At 65.2% G+C, this 23373-nt stretch carries 20 protein-coding genes and 2 tRNA genes; 9 read left to right on the top strand and 13 right to left on the bottom strand.

Annotated elements, in window-relative coordinates:
* The first annotated feature begins 48 nt into the window (after positions 1–48).
* Positions 49–1161: an extracellular solute-binding protein gene (locus GSQ83_RS09865; protein WP_158802702.1), complete on the top strand. Its 1113-nt coding sequence runs from the start codon at positions 49–51 to the stop codon at positions 1159–1161.
* A 195-nt stretch (positions 1162–1356) separates the two neighbouring features.
* On the opposite strand, the gene GSQ83_RS09860 is transcribed toward GSQ83_RS09865, so the two are convergent.
* Positions 1357–2058 carry a GntR family transcriptional regulator gene (locus GSQ83_RS09860; protein WP_256367109.1) on the bottom strand — a complete coding sequence of 234 codons (702 nt, stop codon included), beginning with the start codon at positions 2056–2058 and terminating at the stop codon, positions 1357–1359.
* 195 nt (positions 2059–2253) lie between these two features.
* Between GSQ83_RS09860 and GSQ83_RS09855 the strand changes: the two genes are divergently transcribed.
* Positions 2254–3330 (top strand): pyridoxal-phosphate dependent enzyme, encoded by a 1077-nt coding sequence (locus tag GSQ83_RS09855; RefSeq protein ID WP_158802700.1) that lies wholly within the window; start codon positions 2254–2256, stop codon positions 3328–3330.
* Positions 3331–3372: 42 nt separating this feature from the next.
* On the opposite strand, the gene GSQ83_RS09850 is transcribed toward GSQ83_RS09855, so the two are convergent.
* Positions 3373–4269, bottom strand: coding sequence for a fructose bisphosphate aldolase (locus GSQ83_RS09850; protein ID WP_158802699.1), 897 nt, complete (start codon positions 4267–4269; stop codon positions 3373–3375).
* 273 nt (positions 4270–4542) lie between these two features.
* A tRNA-Val gene (locus GSQ83_RS09845) sits at positions 4543–4617 on the bottom strand.
* 156 nt (positions 4618–4773) lie between these two features.
* On the opposite strand from GSQ83_RS09845, the gene GSQ83_RS09840 reads away from it, so the two are divergent.
* From GSQ83_RS09840 to rpoH, 5 genes are all read left to right on the top strand, one after another.
* Positions 4774–5805, top strand: a complete 1032-nt coding sequence (locus tag GSQ83_RS09840; RefSeq protein WP_158802698.1) for a hypothetical protein — start codon at positions 4774–4776, stop codon at positions 5803–5805.
* A complete protein-coding gene (locus GSQ83_RS09835) occupies positions 5805–6899 on the top strand; it encodes a HAMP domain-containing sensor histidine kinase (RefSeq protein ID WP_159013661.1) in 1095 nt (364 codons plus the stop codon). The genes GSQ83_RS09840 and GSQ83_RS09835 overlap by 1 nt, the downstream gene beginning before the upstream one ends.
* Before the next feature lie 109 nt (positions 6900–7008).
* Positions 7009–7317 (top strand): YqjD family protein, encoded by a 309-nt coding sequence (locus GSQ83_RS09830; protein WP_158802696.1) that lies wholly within the window; start codon positions 7009–7011, stop codon positions 7315–7317.
* A 17-nt stretch (positions 7318–7334) separates the two neighbouring features.
* Positions 7335–7886 carry a phage holin family protein gene (locus GSQ83_RS09825; RefSeq protein ID WP_158802695.1) on the top strand — a complete coding sequence of 184 codons (552 nt, stop codon included), beginning with the start codon at positions 7335–7337 and terminating at the stop codon, positions 7884–7886.
* 268 nt (positions 7887–8154) lie between these two features.
* Positions 8155–9063, top strand: coding sequence for an RNA polymerase sigma factor RpoH (rpoH, locus tag GSQ83_RS09820; RefSeq protein ID WP_174246649.1), 909 nt, complete (start codon positions 8155–8157; stop codon positions 9061–9063).
* Positions 9064–9134: 71 nt separating this feature from the next.
* Here rpoH and GSQ83_RS09815 read toward each other — a convergent pair whose 3' ends face one another.
* From GSQ83_RS09815 to GSQ83_RS09770, 10 genes are all read right to left on the bottom strand, one after another.
* Complete coding sequence (locus GSQ83_RS09815; RefSeq protein WP_254065590.1) at positions 9135–10355, bottom strand: MFS transporter; 1221 nt, start codon at positions 10353–10355, stop codon at positions 9135–9137.
* A gap of 333 nt (positions 10356–10688) precedes the next feature.
* On the bottom strand, positions 10689–12098 hold the full coding sequence (locus tag GSQ83_RS09810; protein ID WP_158802694.1) for an MFS transporter: 1410 nt from the start codon (positions 12096–12098) through the stop codon (positions 10689–10691).
* Between the two features lie 17 nt (positions 12099–12115).
* Entirely contained in the window at positions 12116–12574 is a 459-nt protein-coding gene (locus GSQ83_RS09805; RefSeq protein ID WP_158802693.1) for a YcgN family cysteine cluster protein, read from the bottom strand.
* A 24-nt stretch (positions 12575–12598) separates the two neighbouring features.
* Positions 12599–13474, bottom strand: a complete 876-nt coding sequence (cdd, locus tag GSQ83_RS09800) for a cytidine deaminase (protein WP_158802692.1) — start codon at positions 13472–13474, stop codon at positions 12599–12601.
* Between the two features lie 6 nt (positions 13475–13480).
* Positions 13481–14101 (bottom strand): membrane integrity-associated transporter subunit PqiC, encoded by a 621-nt coding sequence (locus tag GSQ83_RS09795; protein WP_158802691.1) that lies wholly within the window; start codon positions 14099–14101, stop codon positions 13481–13483.
* 3 nt (positions 14102–14104) lie between these two features.
* Positions 14105–15835 (bottom strand): intermembrane transport protein PqiB, encoded by a 1731-nt coding sequence (locus tag GSQ83_RS09790; RefSeq protein ID WP_158802690.1) that lies wholly within the window; start codon positions 15833–15835, stop codon positions 14105–14107.
* A complete protein-coding gene (locus GSQ83_RS09785; protein ID WP_158802689.1) occupies positions 15832–17187 on the bottom strand; it encodes a paraquat-inducible protein A in 1356 nt (451 codons plus the stop codon). The genes GSQ83_RS09790 and GSQ83_RS09785 overlap by 4 nt, the downstream gene beginning before the upstream one ends.
* A 66-nt stretch (positions 17188–17253) precedes the next feature.
* Positions 17254–18639 carry a class I SAM-dependent RNA methyltransferase gene (locus GSQ83_RS09780; protein WP_254065589.1) on the bottom strand — a complete coding sequence of 462 codons (1386 nt, stop codon included), beginning with the start codon at positions 18637–18639 and terminating at the stop codon, positions 17254–17256.
* 27 nt (positions 18640–18666) lie between these two features.
* Positions 18667–20508 carry a DEAD/DEAH box helicase gene (locus tag GSQ83_RS30445; RefSeq protein ID WP_158802688.1) on the bottom strand — a complete coding sequence of 614 codons (1842 nt, stop codon included), beginning with the start codon at positions 20506–20508 and terminating at the stop codon, positions 18667–18669.
* A 201-nt stretch (positions 20509–20709) separates the two neighbouring features.
* Positions 20710–20783, bottom strand: a tRNA-Cys gene (locus tag GSQ83_RS09770).
* A 130-nt stretch (positions 20784–20913) separates the two neighbouring features.
* Between GSQ83_RS09770 and GSQ83_RS09765 the strand changes: the two genes are divergently transcribed.
* Together GSQ83_RS09765 and GSQ83_RS09760 are read left to right on the top strand one after the other, a co-directional pair.
* Positions 20914–21627 (top strand): protein-L-isoaspartate O-methyltransferase, encoded by a 714-nt coding sequence (locus tag GSQ83_RS09765; RefSeq protein ID WP_254065587.1) that lies wholly within the window; start codon positions 20914–20916, stop codon positions 21625–21627.
* Positions 21628–21878: 251 nt separating this feature from the next.
* Positions 21879–23321 carry a TolC family outer membrane protein gene (locus tag GSQ83_RS09760; RefSeq protein WP_158802687.1) on the top strand — a complete coding sequence of 481 codons (1443 nt, stop codon included), beginning with the start codon at positions 21879–21881 and terminating at the stop codon, positions 23319–23321.
* Positions 23322–23373: the final 52 nt, after the last annotated feature.

Raw genomic sequence — 23373 nt, 5'->3', positions numbered from 1 at the left:
CCCGACTTTGACCCGTTCTATCGAGCCAACCCCAGGGAGACTGCGATCATGAGAAATGCACTACTCGCCGCCGCCTTCACGATGGCGACCGTTTTCGCGGCCGGTCCGGTCCTTGCGCAGGACATGGACAAGGAAAAGGTCCTGAACGTCTATAACTGGGCGGACTACTTCGCGCCCGACACACTCAAGAATTTCACCAAAAAATACGGCATCCAGGTTCACTACGACACCTTCGGCAGCGACAATGAGATGGAGGCGAAGCTCATGGCCGGGAGTACCGGCTATGATGTCGTCGTGCCGTCGACGATGTTCTATCCACGCGGCATTCACGCCGGCATCTACCAGAAGCTTGACAAGGCGGCGATGCCGAATTGGAAGAACCTCGACACCAAGGTTCTCGACCAGATTTCGAGCAGCGGCACCGATCCCGGCAATGCCTATGCCATGCCATATATCATCGGCTACACCGGCTTCATCTACAACAAGGAGGCGATCGACAAGGTGTTGCCGAATGCGCCGGTCGATAGCCTGCGGCTGCTCTTCGATCCCGCGATTGCCAACAAGATCAAAGAATGCGGCATCAACTATGTCGATTCGCCCGAGGATGTCGTCCAGCTCGCGCTGATCTATCTCGGCAAAAGCCCGAATGACGAGGATCCGAAGGATATCGCCGCAGCCTATGCTTTGCTGAAGTCAGTGCATGGCACGGTGCGGACGATCGACTCCAACAACTACCTGAACGCGCTTGCCGCCGGCGATATCTGCGTCTCCGTCGGCTGGGTCGGCAACGATGTGCAGGCCCAGGCTCAGGCGAAGGCGGCGGGGAAGACATTCCACCTGCAATTCGTGCTGCCCAAGGAAGGCACGCCTGAATATATCGACAACATGGTCATCACCACGGATGCGCCGCACCCGAAGAACGCCGCTCTGTTCCTGAACTACATCATGGACTCGCAGAACAGCGCCGCGATCATCAACTCACTCGGCTACCCCATGGCCAATGCCGCCGCGATGTCGAGCGTGAAGCCGGACATCGCCCATAACCCGACCATCTATCCGGACGCAGACACGATGAAGCGCGTGATCCTGCAGACGCCGCGCACCACGGAGGCCAACCAGGCGGTGTCCAGCGGCTGGGTGAACTTCAAGGCGGGGCAGTAAGAACCGATCTGCGCGCGCAATAGCTGACCACGTCATGCTCGGCGAAGGCCGAGCATCCCCGCCTTCGCCTTCGCCGCAAGCAAGGCGTGGATCCTCGGCCTTAGCCGAGGATGACGTTGGTGGCTGATTGCCAATGCAAATCGGCCATAACAGCAGCAAAACATCGCACAGCCTCCCCGACAGGGGGCGAGGCCTCTACCGCCGGGAGAAATTGTAGGAAAGCGCGTCGCCTCGGTGATAGAGGCGCGCGTACAGCACCGGCGCGCCATCCTCGGTGAAGCAGGTTTCGGTGATGAGCAGCCACGGATCCCGGCGCGTCCAGCCAATCGCGCGACCGACCGGCGCGGGGAGCATCACCGCCGAGATGGACGCGGTCGACATGCGCGGCCGATGATATTGCAGCGCCAGAAGATCGTTCAGCGAACTCGCGAACCGGTCATGCGGCAAATCCTGCGGCAGAAAACTCCGCGGCACCGCCTCCAAGGAATAGATAAGCGGCGAGCCGCCATCCGTGCGCAGCCGCTCGATGAACAGGATCGGCAGATCGGCAGGGCACTGTAGCGCGGCCATGACGGCGGCATCCTCGCCAGCGGTCGCCGCGCGCACCGACAACACCGTGGTACTCGGCCGGTAACCGAGTTCCTCCAACATCTGAGTATTGCTCTCGTATGTCGTGATCGGCCGCGTGACGGTGAGGGCGGAAGCGGCCGAAAGAAATCGCCCGCGCCCGTGTTCCGTGCGGACCAGTCCCTGCTGTTCGAGCAGCCTGAGCGCCTCTCGCAACGTCGGGCGGGAGACGCCGACCCTGATCGTCAGCTCCGCCTCGGAGGGCAGCTTGTCGCCGACCTTCAGCCCCTCGCGCGAGATCAGTTCGACGACCGCATCGCGCGCCTGCAGCCCGATCGATTTTGGGTTGCGCAGTTGGATGAGACCAGCTCCCCAAGCATGTTGTCAGACGTCAGGCAGGCCTTGGATCATGAGGCATCCAGGGGAATTAGGAAAGGCGGCCAGGAAGCTCGCGGGCGAGGGCGTTAAAAAGACGAGCCTACATTCAGGTAGCCCGCGACAATCGATACTGCGAGTGTCGTGGCTATGACCACGCCCCCTCCGCCACCAGAGACGCCCGAAATCATCGCCGCAACTCTGAGGCGCCTCTCGCCCGGCTACGAGGCGACGCCTTTGATCGACCTGCCCAAACTCGCTGCTCACCTCGAGGTCGGGGGCGTATTGGCGAAGAACGAAGGCCAGCGCATGCTCGGCAGTTTCAAGTCACTCGGCGGCACCTATGCCGCATTGCGCGCGCTTGCCCGGGCGGCTGGCACGGATATCGCAGGGATGCTAGCCACGGCGAAGGCCTCCGCCGGGCGGCCGACGCTTCTCTGCGCCAGTGACGGCAATCATGGCCTGGCGGTTGCCGCGGCGGCCCGCCTTGCCGGTGGCGCCGCACGCGTCTTTTTGCACGGCGGCGTGCCGCCCCTTCGCGCCGAGCGGATCGCGGCCCAGGGAGCGGAGATCGTTTGGGTGAACGGCACCTATGATGACGCGGTGGATGCGGCGCATGCGGCGGCCGGGGCAGGGCAAGGCATTCTCATAGCGGATACGAGCGACGACGCGTCTGACCCAGTCGTCGCGGACGTCATGGCCGGCTACGGCGTCATGGCTTGGGAAATCATGCGCCAGGTCGAGGATGCCGCCCATCCGCGCCCCACGCATCTCTTCGTGCAGGCGGGGGTCGGTGGCTTGGCAGCCGCGATGGTGGAGGCGCTCAAACCATGGCTGGCGCCGCCCGCCGCCGTGATCGTCACCGAGCCGGAAGCCGCTGCCTGCATCGCCGCGTCCCTGGCCACGGATCCGCCTCCTCGCGTCCCGGGCGGCCTCGATACCGTCGCGGACATGCTGGCCTGCGGACAGGCGAGCGCTGTTGCCATGCCGATGTTGCGACGCCACAGCGCGCGGGTCGTGACGCTCTCGGAGGCCGCTCTAGCCGCCGCGCCGCGCTTACTGAGCGAGCAGGGCGGCCCCGCAACGACACCGTCCGGCGCCGCTGGCCTGGCCGCCCTCGCGGCACTCATGGCAAACCCGCGGGACGCCGCCGGCTATGGCCTCAGCGCCGATAGCCGCGTGCTGATCCTGGTGACGGAAGCGGCCCTCGACGGCCAGGCAACCTGACGCCGCCTTTCGCTGCCCCGGCACGTCTTGCGCGACTGAACGTCAAACCTTCTCGGTGGAAGCGCGATAGATCGCGTCGATGGACTTCGCGAGTGCCGTGTTGAACTCCTCGTCGCTCATCTGACGCGTAAGGCCCTCGGTCAGAGCCCGCGAGAAACTCGCGATCATGCCATGGTTGGCGGCCAGGCGCTTGCAGGCATCGGCCTGCGAATAGCCCCCGGACAATGCCACGACGCGCGCCACGCGCTTGTGCTTGATCAGCGGCGCGTAGAGATCCGTAACGTCCGGGATGGTCAGCTTGAGCATCACCTGGCGGCCCTCAGGCAAGGCGTCGAGCTTGCTGGTCAGTGCCGCCAGCAGAATGGCTTCCGCGCCGGGCTTGTCCGGGCTCTTGATCGAAACTTCCGGCTCGATGATGGGCATCAGCCCGTGCGCGGCAATCTGTGCCGCGATCGCGAACTGCTGTGCCACGATGGCGGCGATGCCCTCTTTCGACGGCAGGTTGATGACCGAACGCATCTTGGTACCGAAAACGCCGAGCTTGAGCGCCCGCGTAAGCAGCGTATCGAGCCCCGGTATCGGCTTCATCAAGCTTACGCCATTGCCCTCCGCCTCAAGCCCCTTGTCGACCTTCAGGAAGGGGATGACGCCCCGCTGTTCCCAAAGGTATGTCGGAACCGGCTTGTCCTGTGCCAGCCCGTCCATCGTGTTTTCGAACAGGATCGCGGCGATGACCTTGGCGCCGGTGAAAGCCGGCGAGGTCATGATGCGCACGCGCATCTCGTGCATGAGCCGGAACATTTCGGCATCGCCGCTATAGGCGCTGTCCGGAATGCCATAGAGGCGCAGCGCACCGGGGGTCGAACCGCCGCTCTGGTCAAGGGCTGCGATGAAGCCGCCCTTTCCGGAGATTTGCGCTAGCATCTTTTCATTGGCCATGACCGTCATCCTTCACTTGAGGCCGCTGCGCTCAAGAGAGACGCGCGGCCTCGACCGATTGCCCGCGAGCCGGCGAGAGTATTGGCACGGCGTTCAAGTTCCACGCAATCTCTGCCCAGGCCGCCATTGCGACGTCATTGGAAGATCATTGCATGACGATGTTTACGGTTCCGGGATTGGATTAACGCTTCAGAAATTACGCCGCGCTAACCTGATCCGCGAAGAGCGCTATAACGCGCGGAGGCCGGAACCTGGTCGTTCGGGCCGTCGGACTGGTGGGTGCGACAGGGATTGAACCTGTGACCCCCGCCGTGTGAAGGCGATGCTCTACCGCTGAGCTACGCACCCAGTCCATGGATCGGCGGCGGGACCTCTAAGGGCTTTCCGCCCTGGCAGCAAGAGCCTGATCACGCGCGAATGCAACCACGCTTGCGGCATGGTAACCTTCTGGTAGCTATCCCGCTCCTATGGGCTCAGAGCCTAACCTACAGCGGGATGAACCAAATGGCGGTCCGCCTCAGCGAAGTCCGATGGCAGCAACTGGCCCTGGCGCCGGGGAGCGATTTTCGCGGCGTCCTTAGCCTCGGCTTGCTCGCCGCCTGGGCCTATTTTCTCTGGCAAGCACTGCAACTGCCGGCCTTCTCCGGCCTGTTGGTCGGCGCCGATCCGCTCCTGCTATCCGTGGTCGCGAAGGGTCGCGTCGTTCCCGACCTCGGGCTGATCGTGGCCGGAATGACGGTGTTCCACTTCCGCCGCCAGTTCCGCCATACGCTGGAATTCGGCCCGGCGGGCCGCGTAATCCTGCAGACCGCGCTATGGCTCGCGGTGCCGCTCCTGGTAGCGCTGCTGCTTGCCGTCGGCCTCAAGCTCGCCGCTGGTTGGCGTGGCCCGGCACTATGGCCTTGGCATGACCCCTGGAGCCGCCCTCAGCTCTTCATTATCGGCTTCGCGCTCGCCTATACCCTGCTGCTGCCGCCGCTCCTCCACATGCTGTGGGCGGACACCGCCGAGATCCCCCTATCGGTCCCCCCGATCGCACTCGGAATATACGGGTTCATGTTCTGGACCGGGATCGACCGCAACGGCTGGGTCTGGGCTTTGCGCCTGCCGGTGGACTTCACGCTCGGCTTCGCGCTCGCCTCCAGCCTGTTCCGCGGCATGAAGTATTTCACCGTCGTGCGGTGGCACGGCGTCATCATCGGCTGGCTGACGCTGCTCGGCGGCAGCATCCTTCGAACGCCGGGCCTTTTCATGCTCGGCTTCATTTTGCTCGCGCTATGCTTTGCCATGGGAGAGCGCATGCGGCGCTTGCCGGGGGAGGGTGCGCTGCTCGCCTGGGCCAGCACCGCGCCGGCGATCTTCCTCGTCCAGCCTGTCATTCTCCTGGCCTGGACGCTCTGGGGTGCCCACCTCGGGCTGACAGCTGGTCACGGGTTGATTGTCGCGGCGGTCCTCACCCAGTTGCTCGCGGCTGCGCTCTTTCTCGGCATTCAGCGGCCAATTCTATGGGCGCTGCCCGTGCCGCCGGCGCCCTAGTGAGCCACACCGCAGCCCTTAGCGATGACACCGGACCCGTTGCCGCTCTTCGCACGACCCTCCTCGTCCATGACCTGCGCAACAGCCTGGCGGTTATCGAGGCCGCGGTGACCGGCCTCGCCCTACGTCCGGATCTTTCCGCCGAGCTGCGAGAAACGCTTGGCCTCGTCGCGCGAATGACGCGTCGGACGACGGGTCTCGCTCGCCTGCTACTGCCCGTGCCGCCAGAGGCAATCCCCGCAGAGGAGCTCGATGATCGCATCCGCATGCTTGCCCCGGAGCTGACACTCGCCGCCGGGCCCGCGCTTCGCCTCGACCTGCGGCTCGCCGCCCCGCCCGGAACGAAATTGCCCGATCCGGCAGCCCTCGACCGCATCCTGATGAACCTCATTTCAAACGCGCGCGCCGCGGCGGACGAGAGCAAAACCGGCACCCGGATCGAACTGAGAACAAGAGCCGTGGCCGGCGGCGTCGTGATCGAGGTGGAGGATGACGGCGCCGGCATGCCCGCCGACATCGCCGCGCGACTGGCTCCATCCGTGCTTCTCGATGGCGTCCCGGAGGAGCCATCGATCTCACCGGAGGGTCACGGCCTTGGCCTTGCCTCGGTAGCGACGCTCGTCCGGTCTCTCGGCGGATTCCTCGCGGTCGAGACCGGCGAGGCCAAGGGCAGCCGCTTCGTCATCACCCTGGACAGGAGCGGAGTATCGCCAAAGCTCGAGACGGAACGCTGCCGCGACGTGCTGCTGGTCGAGGACGATCCTACCCTCCGCTCGTATCTTGCCCTCATCCTGCGTGACGAAGGCTGGGTGCCGCAGGGCTTTGCCTCAGCCGAGGAAGCGTGGCTGCAGGTCAAGAAGTGTGGGGGGGCGCCCGCCGCGCTCATCACCGACCTCTCGCTGCCGGGCGATTGGACAGGGCGGGAACTCATCCGGCAACTGCGTCGGCGCTGGCCGTCTCTCCCAGCAATTTTGCTGTCAGGCTACGGCCCGTCGGAGGCTGACAGGCAGCCGCCGTATTTCGCGCATATGACGAAACCGATCGACGCCGCGGCGCTTCTGGGAGAGCTTGAAAAGCTGACCGCTGCAACGTGACGCCGCCCGGCGGCCTTGGCATCATTGCGCTTTACTGGCTTCCCACCAAGTGTTTCGCATAATGCAGCAATACGCGCTGCGGCATGTTCGAGCGAAAGGACCCCGGCCCATGAGCGACTTCGAGTCCGACTCCCCGACCACGGCGAAGAATGTCGCGGATGACCTGGCAATGCTGAAGAACGACGTCGCCGCCCTCATCAAGCAGATGAAGGAGCTTGCGGTGCGGGAGGGTTCGCGCATTGGTCAGGATGCCGCCGAGCGTATCAGCGGTACCGCGGCCAATGTGTATGACAACGTGTCGAAGCAGGGGAAACGCTCCGCCGAAGCCGTCAGCCAGCATGTCGAGGAGCAGCCGATTTCCAGCTTGCTCATCGCCTTCGCCGCCGGCTTCGTCTTCAGCAAGCTGTTTACGCGCTGACGGGCGGGGGCCCGTCCATGGCATCGATTCAGCGCCTGGTAAGGCTGGGCGCGGCCCTCGCCTTCAATCCCATGACCATCGTCGAGGATGCGGCCGCCGCGGCGCGCCGCACGGCGGTCCTGATCATCTGCATTCTGGTCGCCGGGGTGATCGTTCTTCCCGCCGTCGGCTGCCTCGCGGCGGCGCTTTGGATCTTCGTGCAGCACCGTCTGGGGCCGGTCTGGGCCGCGGTGATCACGGCGGCGGCGCTGATCCTACTCGCGATAATCGTGCTTCTTGTGGGCGTCATGCAATCCAAGAAGCGCCCTGTTGACCAGGAACGGCGCACCCGGCGCTCATCAACCCCGGCGTCGCTGGCGGCCGCCGGTCTCTCCGCCCTGCCGCCGCCTGACGAGCTTATCGCCCAGGGACGGCGGGCCTTCCGGCAGAACAAAGGGACGATCCTGCTGGCCGCTGGAGTCGCCGGCCTGCTCTTCGGCCAAAATCTACTGCGCCCCCGGCCTCGCTATGTTGTGAGGCCCGAGACGCCAGCTGGGCGTGGATGGCGTTCAATGTTTCGCCGCTCATGACAGCGATGCATTCCAGCCTCGTTGCCATCGGATTTCTGTAACCAGTCGCAAGCCGGAGGCGTATAACGACTGTCTTCTGCGTCGCACCCGGGGGTGGGCGCAGCACTATCATCACCGGATGGTTATCGCCGCTCAGGGATAATCTCTTCCTCGTGATGAGGTCTAAGAACGACCGCCTCTCTATAAACGGTTCAGGACAGTCGAACCGCTTCGCCCGAAAACGTCGCTAGTCTCAGGTCGTTGTCGGCGAAGATTAAAGGAGTTCCTGATGGCTCTTGGCATCAATATCGCACCGGAAGGCAACCTCTCTCGCTACCTCCAGGAAATTCGCAAATTTCCAATGCTGACCTTCGAGGAGGAGCTGAGCCTATCCAAGTCATGGCGTGACAACGGCGATCTCGAAGCCGCTCATAAGCTAGTCACGTCTCATCTTCGCCTCGTCGCGAAAATCGCTATGGGCTACCGTGGCTACGGTCTGCCCATCGGTGAGCTGGTAAGCGAAGGCAACGTCGGCATGATGCAGGCGGTGAAGCGTTTCGATCCGGAGCGCGGCTTCCGCCTAGCCACTTACGCTATGTGGTGGATCCGTGCGGCAATTCAGGAATACATCCTGCATAGCTGGTCCCTCGTTAAGATGGGCACCACCGCCGCGCAGAAGAAGCTTTTCTTCAATTTGCGTCGCCTGAAAGGCCAGATGCAGGCTATCGAAGACGGCGATCTCAAGCCCGAGCAGGTCGCGCATATCGCCCACATGCTGGCTGTGCCGGAACAGGATGTCGTCAACATGAACCGCCGCCTTTCGGCGCCGGATCATAGCCTCAACGCTCCTGTGCGGATGGATAGCGAAGGCGAGTGGCAGGATTGGCTTGTCGATGAGTCCGACAGCCAGGAAACCGAAATCGCCGAGCGCGAGGAGTTGTCGGATCGCAAGGCATTGCTCGCCAATGCGCTGAAGACTTTGAACGAGCGCGAGCGTCACATTCTCATCGAGCGGCGCCTGAAAGACGATGCGACGACGCTTGAGGATCTGTCGCAGCAGTATCGCATCTCGCGCGAGCGGGTTCGGCAGATCGAAGTCCGTGCTTTCGAGAAACTGCAGAAGTCGATGAAGGCGCAGATTGCCGACCGCCGTAAGATTCTGCCCGGCGAGGTTGAAAAGCTCCGTATCGCCGCGTAACGCGGTTTCGCAAAGAAGCGACAAAAGCCAAGCTCGAAAGAGCTTGGCTTTTTTATTGCGCAGCGCGTATCTCAGCCGTCTTCGCGAAGCGGCATCGTATGCGCGGCCCAAAATGCAGCCCGCCGCGCGCCCCGCCGGCGGCGCGTGCGCGTCTCCAGCCGCACCGCAAAGAGAACCGTCGCCAGTGCGACAGCACTGAACGCGCAACCGCCCCAGGGCAACGCGTCATATCCAATGCCCGCCGAAACCATCAGCCCACCCGTGGAAGCGCCAATCGCATTGCCGAGGTTGAAGGCACTTTGGTTGAGCGTGGAGGCAAGGCTAGGCGCCGCCTGAGCCTGATCGACCACGCGGGTTTGCAGGCAGGGCCCAACGCCGAAGGCGAGCGCGCCCCAGATCATCAAGGTCACGACGGATGGGATGGCGTAGTGGCTCGTGCGGGTGAAGATCGCTTCGACCACGATCAGCACGCAGAGCAGCACGATAACGGAGAACATCAGCCGCCAATCGGCCAGCCGCCCGCCCATCAGATTGCCGAGGGTGATGCCAACGCCAAACAGCAAAAGCGCGACGCTCACCCCATGCGGCGAGATGCCCGAAACCGTCTCCAGCATCGGCGTGATATAGGTGAAGACGGTAAACAGCGCCGCCGAGCAGATGGCGCTGGTCGCCATGGCCAGCAGCACCTGCGGATGGGCCAGCGCATGTATCTCGCGGCCCAGCCGCATGCGCCGCGCCTGCCGCACATCCGGCACCCAGATAACGAGCGCCACGAAAGCCGCCACGCCGATGACCGACACGGCCCAGAAGCTCGCCCGCCAGCCATAGGCCTGGCCGAGCAAGGTACCGAAGGGCACGCCGAGCACATTGGCGAGCGTAAGCCCCGAGAACATCAGCGATATCGCCATGGCGCGCTGGTGGCGCGGCACCACGTCCGCCGCCACGATCGCGCCGATCCCGAAGAAAGCGCCATGCGCGAGCGCGGTGAAGACCCGCGCCGCCATGAGAAGATCGAAACTTCCTGACAGGGCGCAGAAGACATTGCCCAGTACGAAGACCGCCATCAGCACCAGCAGGGCCCGTCGCCGCGGTAGCCGCGCTATCAGAACCGCCATGATGGGCGAGCCGATCGTCACCGACAGCGCATACATCGAGACGAGCTGGCCCGCCGCCGGGATGGTGACATCGAGGCTGCGGCTGATCTCCGGCAGCAGCCCCATGATGACGAATTCCGTCGTGCCGATCCCGAAAGCAGCGGCGGCGAGCGCGAGAAGGGCAGGCGACAGTGTCACATTCAGGCTCCGAGGGCAGGAGCCTCATTATACGGGCGACCCCGCGCCTTCGAAGCTTCTATTTCGCAGTTGCGAGATGATATCGGGCGCGGGCGAAAGCAGGATGTCTCTGGTCGGAAACCCTGCTCGCTCGCTCCACAACGTCACGCTCGGCAAGCAGGATTTCTCTGGCCTGAACCCGGCTCATTCCACCACGTCATGTCCGGCGAATGCCGGGCATCCACGCCTTTGCTTGCGTGACAAAGGCAAGGCGTAGATGCCCGGGGTGCCCCGCACGCCTTCGCGTGCCATGACGATATCCTTTGGTTGCGATCCAGGCCAAAACATCACCTACTAATCGCCCATCCGCACCCGCAGGCGCAGGCTGATCAGGAAGGCGCCCAGCGCGATCGCTGTCGCCAGGGTGAAGCACCAGATGCCCGCATGCGTTACGACCGCCGGCGTATCGGAGACCGCGAGGCCCGCGCTATTCGCCGCGACCCCGCCCAGCGCCGCGCCGACCGCGAGTCCGGCTGACATCATGGTGGGCACCATTCCGGAGGCACGGTCGCGATCCGCCGGCGCGACACCGACCATGATCGCCTGGCTGACGAAGCCCCAACTCACGCCATAGGCCAGACCGACGAGTGCCTGACCCGCCAGGAACAGCAGCAGCCCGTGCTGCCATAGGGAAACACCGCAAATCGCCAGCCCCGCCGTCATAATCAGCGGCCCGAGCCACAGACAGGCGCGCGCCCAGCGAGCCGAGAGCCAGCTCACCGCCACACCGACCACGCTCCAGGTGAAGCCCATGGTGGCGCCAAGCGTGCTCGCCGGTAGTGGCGAGAAGCCCCAGACCCGCTCGAACAGGAGAATGACATAGACGCCCGGGCCGGTATGGGCGCTCGGCATCAGCAGCACGATCCAGAAAGCAAGGCCCAGCACGCTGCCGAACGAGAACGCGCCGCGTGGCAACAGGTGGTTCGCGGCGCGATGATCCCACAGCACCATCGCCAGCAGCACGAGCAGTCCGGCGCCAACCCCGGCGAATCGCAGAGCCGGTGGTGCGATGGCGGCCGCCGAGATCAGCAGGATGCCAAGCCCGACGCCTGCCAGGCGCACGAAGGGCAGCGGCATGGCGCTGGCCCGTCCGCCACCTCCGCCGCTTGGGATCGCGATGCGGACCATCGCCATGAACAACAGGATGAACGGCACGGAAACGAGGAAGGCGCCGCGCCAGGAAATGACCTCCGTGAGAAACCCGCCCACCACCGGCCCGACGATCGAGCCCAGTGCCCAGATCACCGCCTCCACCCCAAAGATCGCCGGGATCAGCGCCGCCGGGAAAAACTCGGGAATGAGGATGTAGCAGAGCCCCGAAATCGCCCCTTCGCCGACCCCCTGCAGCAGTCGGCCGCCCAGCAACACCCACATGGCCGGGGCCAGCCCACAGGCGAGGCTGCCCAGGAGATAGACCACGCTCGCATATTGGAAGGCCGCCTGTGTGCCCCAGCGTTGCTTCAACGTCGCCGCGAGTGTGCCCGCCAGGATCGCCGCGACAAGATAGAAGGTGAAGCCCCAGCTCATCAGCGACAGGTCGCCGAGTTCGACCACCGCCGAGGGCAGGCAGGCCGAGACCAGGAAGGCGCTGAAGGCATAGAGCGCCGAGCCAAGGCTGAACGTGGCGAGATACATGGCGTGGCGGCGGCCAAACAAAACGCGCCATCCGCCCCCACCGGCGCCTGTGACCGAACCCTCCATCATCGTCTGGTGCCCGTGCGTTAGCCCAGGCGGCGGCGGGGTGGCCGGCCCGGCCACTCGACAGCGTGGTGTTCCAGTGGTCCCGCGTGACGCTCGTTGATGATCCGCCCCGAGGCCGAGATGCCGGCATCGATCACGCTTTGCGGGTCGCCCGTCCGTAGCGGATGCCACGTCGGCAGGTCACGCCCTTCCGCGAGGCGGCGATAGGCGCAGGAGGGCGGCAACCAATCGACTTCTCGCACGACGGCGGGTGTCAGTTGCACGCAGTCCGGCACTTTCTTGAAGCGGTTGGCGTAGTCGGTGCAGCGGCAGCTCTCGGTATCGAGCAACCGGCAGCCGACATTGGTGAAGGTGAGGGCGTCGGTATCCTCGTCGCGCAACTTGTGCAGGCAGCAACGGCCGCAGCCGTCGCAGAGCGATTCCCACTCCGCCTGCGTCATCTCTTCAAGAGTCTTGGTTTTCCAGAACGGGCCGGGCATCGGCGTGGTGTAGCAGATCCCGCGTTAATCTGTGGAGAGCGCGGCATCCCATGTCATCTGCCGAAACGCCGCGGCAGGCGCGACAGCCGCCAGCAATTGCCGCGCGCGAGGTTCGCTGTCGAGCGGTCCGTCGATCGCGCCAAAGCTCGCGGCCCGGATCTTGGTGGGGTCTCCTCCGGCCGCGACCAGATTAACAAGCGCCGATTGCAGCGCGCCGAAACTTGGATTGTAGGCGACATTCTCGATGGCCACGCCGGGAACCAACACACCATCCGCCAAGCGTAACAGGGCCGCCGAACCGCCTCGGCTATAGGGCGCATGGGCACGTGAGGCGAGGCCGCGCAGCACCTCCGCCTCCTCGCTCAGAGCGAGGTCGAGCAGCGCCGGAGCGACCGGCTCGGCGCCCGTCTCTCCAAGATCCGCCGGACTGAAGAAATGCGGCAGTAGCTCGGCGAGGCTGCTTGCCCCGTCACCCTCGGGATCGAGAACAACCAGCCGCTCGCGGCCCGCGAATTCCGCCATGAACTGGCGACAATGGCCGCAGGGCCGCGCGCTGGTCGCGACACGCTCCAGGATCTCGCCACGATGGAAGGCGCGCGCGAACAGGAACTGCTCCGCATGCACAGTTTCGGCCATCGTCGTGCCCGAAAACTCCAGGTTGGCGCCGAGCACCAAGGCGCCGGATCGCCGCTCGAGCCCAACCGCCCCCACACGGAAGTTCGAGACCGACGGACGCGCGAGGCTCTGTGCCAAAGGCAGCAGCGCCCGCATGAGCGCATCCATGCTCGCCAGACCGAACCGCGCGACCAAATCCGCCGCGTCCGAGGCCCCCAGCACCGCGCCTTGCCGCAAGCCGGTTCCCAGTAGCCCGGCGGCAGCGTCGAGCAGCGGCTGCGCCATTCGCGGCTAGTCGGCGGATGAGTGGGGATGATGCGCCCAGCTCTGCACCAGCAGGCTGGCCGCGTTATCCGCCGCCTCGCCCCACAGATGGCTCATCACGGCAACCACAGCGGCGACGCGCGGTCCGTTAGCGGGCGCCGAAAGGTTCAGCGTCCGGGTCGCCCAGGTCGTCAGCGAGGCCCCCGACTTGATGGCAAGCTGCGCGATGAAGATCATCATGCCGCTCGCATCCGTGTCGAAGCGCTGCAGATTGATCTCGACCAGCGCATCGGGCGTGCCGGTGATCGAACTACCGGGACCTGTGACGGTCGTATTCGGCAGCCGCTGCGCCAGATCCTGGACCATCGAATCCTGCAGCATGCCGGCAAAATCCTCGGCCCAGAGATCGTTGTCGTGGATGTCGATCTGGTAGTTCCCGCCGCCCTTCACGATGCCGTCGCGGTCGAGATAGCCGGGAATGCTGATGCTCCGCACCACGATCCGCCCGGGACCGCCGGTATGGACCGTGCCCGGAACGATCCCCAGCCGGTAGTAGTTCGGACTGGGGGAGGAACAGCCGCTGAGGCCGGTCAATCCGACAGCGGCAAACCCGGCGGAGGCGCGGAGGAGCTGGCGGCGTGAGACCATGCGCTAGCCCCCCGTGGCCCGGCCGGTTCGGCCGAGGATCAGCGCCTCGGGGTGCCGGTCGAGGAAGTCGGCGAGCAGCTTGATCGATCGCAGCGCACCGTTCGCCTGGTCCATGAGCTGCTCCAGATTGCGTTGGAAGTCGGAATCGCTGCCGTAGCCGCGCCCGACCTGCCCCAAGGTCGAGGTCGCGGCGTGCAAGGTCGTTTGCAGCGACTTGGTGAGCCCCGGCAGTGCCTTCAGCGTCGGCGCCAGGCCGTCATTGGTGTTCTTCACCAGCTGCTGCACGTCTTTCAGCGTCGTGGACAGCGAGGTCAGCGACTGCTTCACCTCCGGCCCGCCGATCGTGTCATTGGCGGTGACGAGAAGCTTGTTGAGGTTGCTGCCTAAGGCATCGAAGGGAATCTTCGACAGCTTGGTCGTCACGTCCGACAGCGAGGACATGATGTTGTCGAGGCCGCCGCCCTCGCTCGGCATGACCAGCGCGCTGCCCTCGCGCGTGATCTTGGCCGGCTTCGCACCGGGCACGACCTCGAGGGAGATCTGTTTCTGCCCTGTGATGAGGCTGCCGGATTCGAGAACCGCGCGCAGCCCGCGATCGACCATCTTCTGCAGCACTACCGGGGCGGTCTCGTTCTTCGGGAATTCATTGGCCGAGAACACCCGTTCCGGCTGCAATTGCATCGCCACGCGAACCTTGGCAGTGCCCTTGTTCGGGTTCAGCAGCAGCTTCACCTCCGTCACTTCGCCCACCTGAATGCCGAAAACATTGACCGGTGAGCCACGGCTCAGGCCGCTGACTGAGGTCTGGAAATAGGCGACGATCGGTATCTGGTTCTGGTATCCGGCGGCTTCGGCCTCTTCTTTCGAAGCGAAGAGCGGGAAGACCGCGCTATTGGGGCTTGGTGCGCTATCCGCCGCTTCTTTTGGCAGATCGAAGGTCACGCCACCGGCGATGATCGCCTGGAGCGACTGGAATTCGATGTGGAATCCGCCCCCCTGGAAGCCCGCCGAGACCCCGGATGAGTTGTAGAAATGGCTCTCGGGCCGCACCAGTCGGTCATAAGGCGCGCGCACGAAGACGTTGATGGTCACCGGCCCCAGCCCGTCGCCGAGGTCATAGGCCAGGACCTCGCCCACCTGGACATCCCGATAGAACACGGGCGAGCCCGAACTGAGCGAACCGATGCTCTCCGCCTTCAGGACGTAAGTATGGCCTGGCTGATCGGACCGCACGCCAGGCGGGTCCTGCAAGCCGGTGAAATGGGCGCGGTAACGTCCTCCGGGCGCTCCCGGATCGACCTCGATGTAGGCGCCGGATACGAGGGTATCGAGGCCCGAGAAATTGCTCGGCGAGAAGTGCGGCCTCACCACCCAGAAGCGCGCGTGGTCAGTCAGGAAGCGCGTACCCACGCCATTCATCCGCACCCGGACCACGACATGACTGTTGTCCGGGCTGAGATCGATAGTCTCAACGGTGCCCAAAGCCACCGCCTTGTATTTCACCTGTGTCTGGCCCTCGGACAGGCCGAAGGCGTTGTTGAAGGTGATGGTGATCAGCGGCCCCTGCTGCACCAGCGTGCGATAGCCGAGATAGAGCGCGATGCCGGCGGCCACGATCGGAATCAGCCAGACGAAGGAAAAGCGGCGGCGGCGGAGATGCGCGGTCGGCGGCGGCTTTTCGCGCTGCGGCGGATTGCCATCGACGCGTTCGGCGCGGGGCGGTTGGTCACTCATGCCGGCACTCCCGCAGCCGCGTCATCCGCCTCGGTTCCCGTCTGCAGGTATTCGACCCGCGGCGCGTCCCACATCAGGCGGGGATCGAAGGCGATCACCGCGAACATCGTGAGAACCACGACGGAGGCGAAGGCCGGGGCACCGATATCGGTACGGATATTGGCGAATTGCCCGAAGCGGACGAGCGCCACCAGGATCGAGATCATGAACACATCGATCATCGACCAGCGGCCTATGAAGTCGATCACTCGGAAGGCCCGGGTGCGCCCGAGAAGATGGTCGCCGTTGCGCAGTTGTATCTGGACCAGCATGTAGCCAAGCGTCAGCAACTTGAGCAGCGGGATGGTGATACTGGCGACGAAGACCAGGATCGCGAGCGGCCAAAGGCCGTAATCCACCAATTCGACGATGCCGCCCATGATCGTGAAGTTCTGCGTCTTGGCGAGCTGGGTGACATGCAGCACCGGATACATATTGGCGGGGACATAGAGCGCGACCGCCGCCACGAGGTAAGCCCAGCTCCGCACCACGCTATTCGGCTTGCGCGTATGCAGAACGCCATGGCAGCGCCGGCAGCGGTCGCCGTGATCGGCGCGGTTCACCAGATGGCAGGTGTGACAGCCGACGAGATCGCCCGGGGTGGTCGGTCCCTCGAAGGCGTAGTCGGACTCCGCCGGCGGGCGATGATGCCGCTCGTCCGAATGCTGTTCCGCCACATCCAGCGCGCGCCACACCGCTTCCGAATCGAGTGCTGCTTCCGCCGCCGCCATCATTACCATGAGGCCGATGAGGGAATAGAGCGCGGTGTCCAGGTCGACGCTGGCGATGGCGGTGAGGCGCGTATAGGCGACCAGGAAGCCGAGCAGATAGACATCGACCATGGCCCAGGGCCCGACCCGCTCATGCCAGCGGAAGGCCAGTTTGAGTAGACGCGCCGATACGAAACGGCTTTCGAGGCCAAGCAGCGTGAAGAGCATGAGGCCAAGCTTGATGCCCGGCATGATCACCGTGACGCCGAGCACGAGCAGGCCGAGCAGCGCGAAGCCCTGCAGCCGCAGCTGGTCCGGCCCGGTTTCGATCCGCGCCAGCTGGAAGCGGCCGTAGGCGGAGATTTCGAGGAAGGGTGCGACGATCGTATAGGCGTAGAACATCACCGCCGCGATGCCGCAGGTAATGGGGAAAGGGAAGGGCGTTCGCCGCATCCGCCACAGTGTTTTGCTGCAGCGTGGGCACTCCGCCACGAAGCCGGGCCGCATCCGGGGGAGGGTGGTCAGCAGGCCGCAATCCGGGCATTCGCGCCAGACATCCGGCACGCCCCCACCGGGCTGCAGTTTCAGGGCGTCGTCAGACATAGGGAACATCCAGGGCAAGCGGCCAATTCTTGAGACTGCATGGCCAATGCGTCAATGACCGGAAGGTCAACGCGGCGGACGAAACCGCCGGTCGGTCGATACCTTTCGGTCTAGCACGACCACGCTCTCTAACCGGCTTGACCAGACGAATTGATCAATCGGTGTCGCCTGCAAGAGATTGAATCCCGCGGCTCTTAGCAACCCCACCTCCCGCGAAAGTGCTGCGGGGTTGCAACTCACGTAAATCACTCGCCCGACGGAAGAGCGGGCGACCGCCTCGATTTGATCGGGCGCACCGGCAAAGGGCGGGTCGAGCACGATGGCCCGGGCGCCGGCGAAATCCGCCAAGCCAAGCGGCTGACGCGCAAGATCGCGCCGGTGGACCAGGATATTGCCGTGCAGCCCCGCGTGCCCGGCAGCCTGTTCCAGCGCCAGTGCCGCCGCCGCATCGCCCTCATAGGCATGCACGCGAGACTTGCGGGCGAGGGCGAAGGTCAGCGTGCCGGAGCCCGCGTGCAACTCGACCACCCGGTCCCGGGCGCGGATGTCCTCAGGCAAGCCCGCCACCACCGCCGCCGCGATATCGCTCGCCCCGGTCGCCGTCGCTTGCAGGAAGGCGCCAGGCGGCGGCGCCACCTCGACCCCGCCGAGGATAATCCGGACCGGCCCGAGCTGCGCCGCCATTTCGGTTTCGCCGGTGCCGCGCGCCCAGGCGATGCGGGGTATGCCCTGCGCCGCGCCAAAAGCCGCGAGCAGACGGCGGTCCGCGGGATTGAGATCAGCGTCGGTGCGCAGCAGAAGGTCGGGGCCGCTGTCGAGCAGGTTGATGATGCAGGCGGCTTCGCGATGGATCGCGGCGAGGCGTGGCAGCAGGTCGCCGAGGGGCGCCAGCAGCGCCACGATCGCCGGTTCGGTGACGGGGCAGACCGCGATCGGCACGATGTCGCGCGAGCGGTGGGCATGGAAGCCGAGCTGTTCGCCGGCCGGTCCGCGACGGAAGGCAAGATCCACACGCCGCCGCGTGCCGGGCGCGCTGGCAAGCGTTGCCTCGACCGTGGCATTCGGGAAACCCGCGCGCGTCAGGGCCTGAACGAGCTCGCCGGCCTTCCAGCGCCGGATGGCGTCGATCTGCCAATGCTGCAGCGTGCAGCCGCCGCAGGTGCCAAAATGCGGGCAAGGCGGTGTGACACGCTCGGCGCTCGGATCGAGAACGATCGCCTCACCGCCTAGGCCGCCGCCGCGCGCATAAAGCTTCCGCGCCTCGACGTTTTCGCCGGGCAGGGTGAAAGGGAGATAGAGCGGCCGTCCATCGGGCAGGCGCGCTATGCCATCGCCATCAGCGCCAATCGCCTGGATCCGCGCCGCAATGACCTCCGGCAGCGCCTCGGGCCGCGCGGACGCTATGCCGCGACGTTCCGCCGGGGCGCGCTGCGCCGATTTCCGATGTGCCACCCTGTCAACGGCTCGCAGCAGCCGTCCTCACGAGGCCTCGGGCGCGGCGTTCGCGTGGTCGCTGGTTCCGGCGGCGGCGATCTGGGCAGGCTCCGGCGCCCGGCGACGGGGACGGATCAGCATGAATGCCGGGATCTCGGCGCCGAAGCCCAAAACCGGTCCGGCCTCGCGATCTGCGGCGACCGGAGCGGGGCGGCGATTGTTGTCGCGGCGACCCTGCGGCTCGCGCTGGGTCTCCTCCGGCTTGGCGCGAACTACTTCGGCCGGCACCTGGCCCTGGCCGCGTTTGCGCTCGTTGCGCTGGCGAGGCTGAGCTTCCGGCGCTGCCTGAGCACTCTCCTCGAGCGCCTGAACCTCACGCGCTAGGCGTTCGCGCGGCGGATGCCCGTCGCGGCCCTGTCCGCCACGACGCCGGCCGCCACCGCGACCAGTCTCCTCGACCGCCACGACCTCTTCGGGCAACAGAATCGGTGCATTGGCCTCGATCGCCGCCAGCGGCTCCGGCTGAGGCGCGGCTGGCTTGGCGCCGCCGCGACCACGGCCACGCTCGCCGCGACCCTTTTCGGCCGACTTGCCCTTATCGCCGCCACGGCCCCGGCCACGCCGGCGGTCGCCGCTGCCTTCGGACCATTCGAGCGGTGCGACGCCTTCGATGTCGATACGCGGGATCGGCGCACCGGTCAGCTTCTCGATCGCCTCCACCATTTCGCGCTCGTCGGGCGTCGCCAGGGTGAAGGCGTGGCCGGTCAGGCCCGCGCGCCCTGTGCGCCCGATGCGGTGGACGTAGTCCTCGGCATGATGCGGCACGTCGAAGTTGAAGACATGCGACAGGCCACCGATATCGATGCCGCGCGCCGCGACATCGCTGCAAACCAGCAAGCGGATCTCGTTGGCGCGGAACTTCTCAAGCGTCGTGAAACGGGCCGATTGCACCATGTCGCCATGCAGCGAGCCGACGCTGAAACCGTGCCGTTGCAGTGACTTGTAGAGAATATCGACGTCGCGTTTGCGGTTGCTGAAGATCAGTGCGTTCTGCACGTCCTGCGTCTCAATCAGCTTGCGCAGCGTGCGCCGCTTATCCTCTTCCGCGACAACGGCGAGACCCGCGACGATGGTCGGCGCAACCGAGGCCGAGGCCGAGGTGGTGATTTCCTTCGGGTTCTGCAGGAAGGCATCGGCCAGCCGGCGGATCGGCGGCGCGATGGTAGCGCTGAAGAACAGCGTCTGCCGGTTCTGCGGCAGCATCGACACGATGCGCTCGACATCCGGGATGAACCCCATGTCGAGCATGCGGTCGGCCTCGTCGATCACCAGGATCCGGACGTCGCTGAGCAACAGCCCGCCGCGCTCGAAAAGGTCGATCAGGCGGCCGGGCGTCGCGATAAGAACATCGACGCCGCGCATCAGCGCGTCCTTCTGATCGGACAGGCTCTCGCCGCCGATGAGCAGCGCGTGGTTGAGCTTGAGGTGCTTGCCGTACAGCACGAAGTTCTCGGCGACCTGCAGCGCGAGTTCGCGCGTCGGCTCTAGGATGAGGCTGCGCGGCATGCGTGCGCGGGCGCGGCTGCCGCTGAGGATTTCCATCATCGGCAGTGTGAAGCTTGCGGTCTTGCCGGTGCCGGTTTGAGCGCAGCCCAGCACATCGCGACCTTGGAGGACGATGGGAATCGCCTGCTCCTGAATCGGGGTCGGATGGAGATAGCCCTTCTCCTCGATCGCGCGGAGGAGAAGGTCCGACAGGCCGAGGTCGTGGAAGGTAGTACGTGTCACGGGTGCGGATTCGGGGGGGTTGTCCGCGGTGATAGCCGCGTCCGTGACAGACGCTGCGTGAAGAGACAAAGATATTCCTTGGTTGGCGGCAGTTGACATAGGTGCGGATGCCAGAGCGCGGCCGGCGCGTCTGCACTGAAACAGCAGGTAGGAGGTCCCGCGGCGAACAAGCTCCGCCCTTGCGCTGGCCCGCAGGCGGGATATCGGCGCTATAGGCCCGGTAAGTCAACGTTTTTCAGGGCATAGCCGCTCAGCCATGACTATGGCCGCCACCCTGCACGCGGCGGTAGAGACGTCGGCTGGAGGTCCGGGCGGGAATCGAACCCACATTCGCGGATTTGCAGTCCGCTGCATCACCACTCTGCCACCGGACCGGATGGTGGTCGGCCTGCGCGGCCGGGCGCGATGCATAGTCCGAGAGCGAGCGGCCGGTCAATCGCGTCTACCGCCAGCGCGCCGGCGATAACTTGGCGCGCGCGAAAGCCGCTTGTATGGTCCGCCGCGATGCAGCACCCGGTAGAGATGATGGCCAGCACCAACCTACCCGCGTCCTTCGCCGCGGCGCGCCAGTTCATGGTGGATAGCCAGCTTCGCCCCAACAAGGTTTCGGACCCGCGCCTGCTCGATGCAATGCGGACCATCCCCCGGGAACGCTTTCTACCGCCGCATCTATTGCCACTCGCTTACGCTGATCAGGATGTGCCGCTCGGCGACGGCCGCGTGCTCATGGCGCCGCTGGCCTTCGCACGGCTGGCGCAACTGCTGCTGCCGGTCGCCGGGGAGCGTCTGCTCGTCGTCGCTGGAGGCGCCGGCTATGGTGCCGCGGTACTCGCCGCCTGCGATGCACGGGTTGTCGCGGTCGATGACGACGAGGCGCTCATCGCGGAAGCGCGCAGTGCCCTAACGGCGCTGGGTTTTCCGGTCACCCTGCGGCACGGGCCATTGCGCGAAGGGGCGCCTGGTCTCGACCTGTGGGATGCGATCTTCATCGAAGGTCAGGTCGCCGAGATACCCGATGCGATCGCGCGGCAGCTCAAGCCTGGTGGCAGGCTGGTGACCGTGTTGTCGCGCGGGGGCAATGGCGTGGCGGTGCGGGCGGAACGGCCTCGCGGTCAGGCAGGCGATGCCTTGCTGGCGGGCCTCGCGATCGTTCCGGCCTTCGATTGTGCGACCGCTGTCTTATCGGCCTTCGATTTCACGCCGCATTTTGAGCTTTGATTCGCTTTTCCTCAGGTATGGGATGTGGCGCGATAGCCACGGCGGCGGGTCAATGCGTTAAAGCATTGGCCTTCAGAACTGTTCTTGTGGCAGATGCTTAGCCGAGATCGCGTGTGCGTAAGCTGGGACCGTCTCCTGTCGGATGAGGGTCCTTTTTTCGGCCTGCCGAGGTCTGAAAGCGACCTGAGCGTCTCCGCGTGAGCGATCAGCGTCGACAAAGGTTTCGGTGGCGAAAGATTTGGGATGGATACATGATCTCGCGTACTGCCTTCCTGATTGGCCTCGGCCTGGTTGCGATGGCCTCGCCCGCGATGGCGCAGACATTGAATGAATCTTTGGCTGCGGCCTATGCCAACAACCCGACCCTGCAGGCCGAGCGCGCCAATCTGCGGTCGGTCGACGAGAATGTGCCACAGGCGCTCGCCGGCTGGCGCCCGACCGTCACCGTCGGCGCTTCCGCGGGTTACACCCAGGGCAATCAGACGGTAGGGCTCACGGACCAGTTCGGCCAGAGCAGCAACCAGACCTCGGGCCAGAACCGCGCGCTCGCCAGTGTTCAGGCGCAGATCACCGAAAACGTCTACAACGGCGGGAAGACCCGCGCGCAGACCGCCCAGGCCAAGGACCGGGTGCGGGCCGAGCGCGCCAACCTCATCAACATCGAGCAGCAGGTCTTCACCAGCGCCGTTTCGGCCTATGTCACGGTTATCGAGAATCAGCAGCTCCTCGCCTTGGCGGTGAACAACGCCCAGGTGCTCAAGGAGCAGCTCAAGGCGACCGAGGACCGCTTCAGCGTCGGCGAAATCACCCGCACCGACGTCGCACAGAGCGAATCCGCACTGGCACAGGCCGAGGCCGAGGTGCAGACCGCCCAGGGCAACCTGCAGACTGCCCGCGCGACCTTCCAGAGCGTGGTCGGCTTCATGCCCGGCAAGCTGGTGCCGCCGCAACCGCTTGCGGTGCCGGTTGGCAATCGGAACGAGGCCGCCGCGGCGGCACAGCGGGACAATCCCGCCGTGGTCCAGGCGCAGTTCACCCAGGCAGCGGAATCCGACGCCGTTGATATCGCCTGGAGCGCGTTGCTGCCCACCCTGCAGGTTCAGGGCGAGGCGTTTCAGCAGGACAACCAGCAGGAACGCAATTTCCAATCGACCGGGGCCGAGGTTCTGGCGACGATCTCGATCCCGATCTATCAGGGCGGCGCCGAATATGCCGCGATCCGGCAGGCGGTGCAGAATCGCGAGAACGCCCGGCAACAGGTTGACGTGCAGCGCCGCACCGCGGTGCAAACCGCGACCCAAAACTGGGAAACGCTGGTCGCCACCCGCGCCACGATTTCCAGCACCAGGGCGGAAATCGCCGCCAACCAGATCGCCCTCGACGGCACCGAGCGCGAGGCGATCGTCGGCAGCCGCACCACGCTCGATGTGTTGAACGCGCAGCAGCTCCTACTGCAATCGGAGGTGACGCTGGTGCAGAACCTCGCCGGGCTGGTTACCGCGTCCTACAACCTCGCGGCGGCGATCGGCCGCTTCACCGCACGGGACATCAACCTGCATGTGCCGCTGTATGACGACAACGCCTACTTCAGATCGGTCAAGGATGCCTGGATCGGCACCGGCGACCCCTCGGCTAACACGGTCGGCAACACCAATGGTAGCCCGTCCGACAACCTGGGGAATGACAACCACTGATCTTTGGGCCAATGCTGCCCCTGACAGAGCGGGGGCAAAGACCTGATGAGTG

Origin of the sequence: Acidisoma sp. L85 (assembly GCF_009765865.1) — a bacterium.
In the GTDB taxonomy this organism is placed as follows: Bacteria; Pseudomonadota; Alphaproteobacteria; order Acetobacterales; family Acetobacteraceae; genus Acidisoma.
Note: the sequence above shows the minus strand (reverse complement) of the source record. Positions and strands in the feature narration are given on the sequence as shown.

Bases quoted from the DNA above. Each gene is read 5' to 3' on its own strand.
- GSQ83_RS09865 (WP_158802702.1), top strand. From the start codon at position 49: ATGAGAAATGCACTACTCGCCGCCGCCTTCACGATGGCGACCGTTTTC.
- GSQ83_RS09855 (WP_158802700.1), top strand. From the start codon at position 2,254: ATGACCACGCCCCCTCCGCCACCAGAGACGCCCGAAATCATCGCCGCA.
- GSQ83_RS09850 (WP_158802699.1), bottom strand. From the start codon at position 4,269: ATGGCCAATGAAAAGATGCTAGCGCAAATCTCCGGAAAGGGCGGCTTC.
- GSQ83_RS09840 (WP_158802698.1), top strand. From the start codon at position 4,774: ATGGCGGTCCGCCTCAGCGAAGTCCGATGGCAGCAACTGGCCCTGGCG.
- GSQ83_RS09830 (WP_158802696.1), top strand. From the start codon at position 7,009: ATGAGCGACTTCGAGTCCGACTCCCCGACCACGGCGAAGAATGTCGCG.
- GSQ83_RS09825 (WP_158802695.1), top strand. From the start codon at position 7,335: ATGGCATCGATTCAGCGCCTGGTAAGGCTGGGCGCGGCCCTCGCCTTC.
- rpoH (WP_174246649.1), top strand. From the start codon at position 8,155: ATGGCTCTTGGCATCAATATCGCACCGGAAGGCAACCTCTCTCGCTAC.
- GSQ83_RS09810 (WP_158802694.1), bottom strand. From the start codon at position 12,098: ATGATGGAGGGTTCGGTCACAGGCGCCGGTGGGGGCGGATGGCGCGTT.
- GSQ83_RS09805 (WP_158802693.1), bottom strand. From the start codon at position 12,574: ATGCCCGGCCCGTTCTGGAAAACCAAGACTCTTGAAGAGATGACGCAG.
- cdd (WP_158802692.1), bottom strand. From the start codon at position 13,474: ATGGCGCAGCCGCTGCTCGACGCTGCCGCCGGGCTACTGGGAACCGGC.
- GSQ83_RS09795 (WP_158802691.1), bottom strand. From the start codon at position 14,101: ATGGTCTCACGCCGCCAGCTCCTCCGCGCCTCCGCCGGGTTTGCCGCT.
- GSQ83_RS09790 (WP_158802690.1), bottom strand. From the start codon at position 15,835: ATGAGTGACCAACCGCCCCGCGCCGAACGCGTCGATGGCAATCCGCCG.
- GSQ83_RS09785 (WP_158802689.1), bottom strand. From the start codon at position 17,187: ATGTCTGACGACGCCCTGAAACTGCAGCCCGGTGGGGGCGTGCCGGAT.
- GSQ83_RS30445 (WP_158802688.1), bottom strand. From the start codon at position 20,508: ATGTCAACTGCCGCCAACCAAGGAATATCTTTGTCTCTTCACGCAGCG.
- GSQ83_RS09765 (WP_254065587.1), top strand. From the start codon at position 20,914: ATGCAGCACCCGGTAGAGATGATGGCCAGCACCAACCTACCCGCGTCC.
- GSQ83_RS09760 (WP_158802687.1), top strand. From the start codon at position 21,879: ATGATCTCGCGTACTGCCTTCCTGATTGGCCTCGGCCTGGTTGCGATG.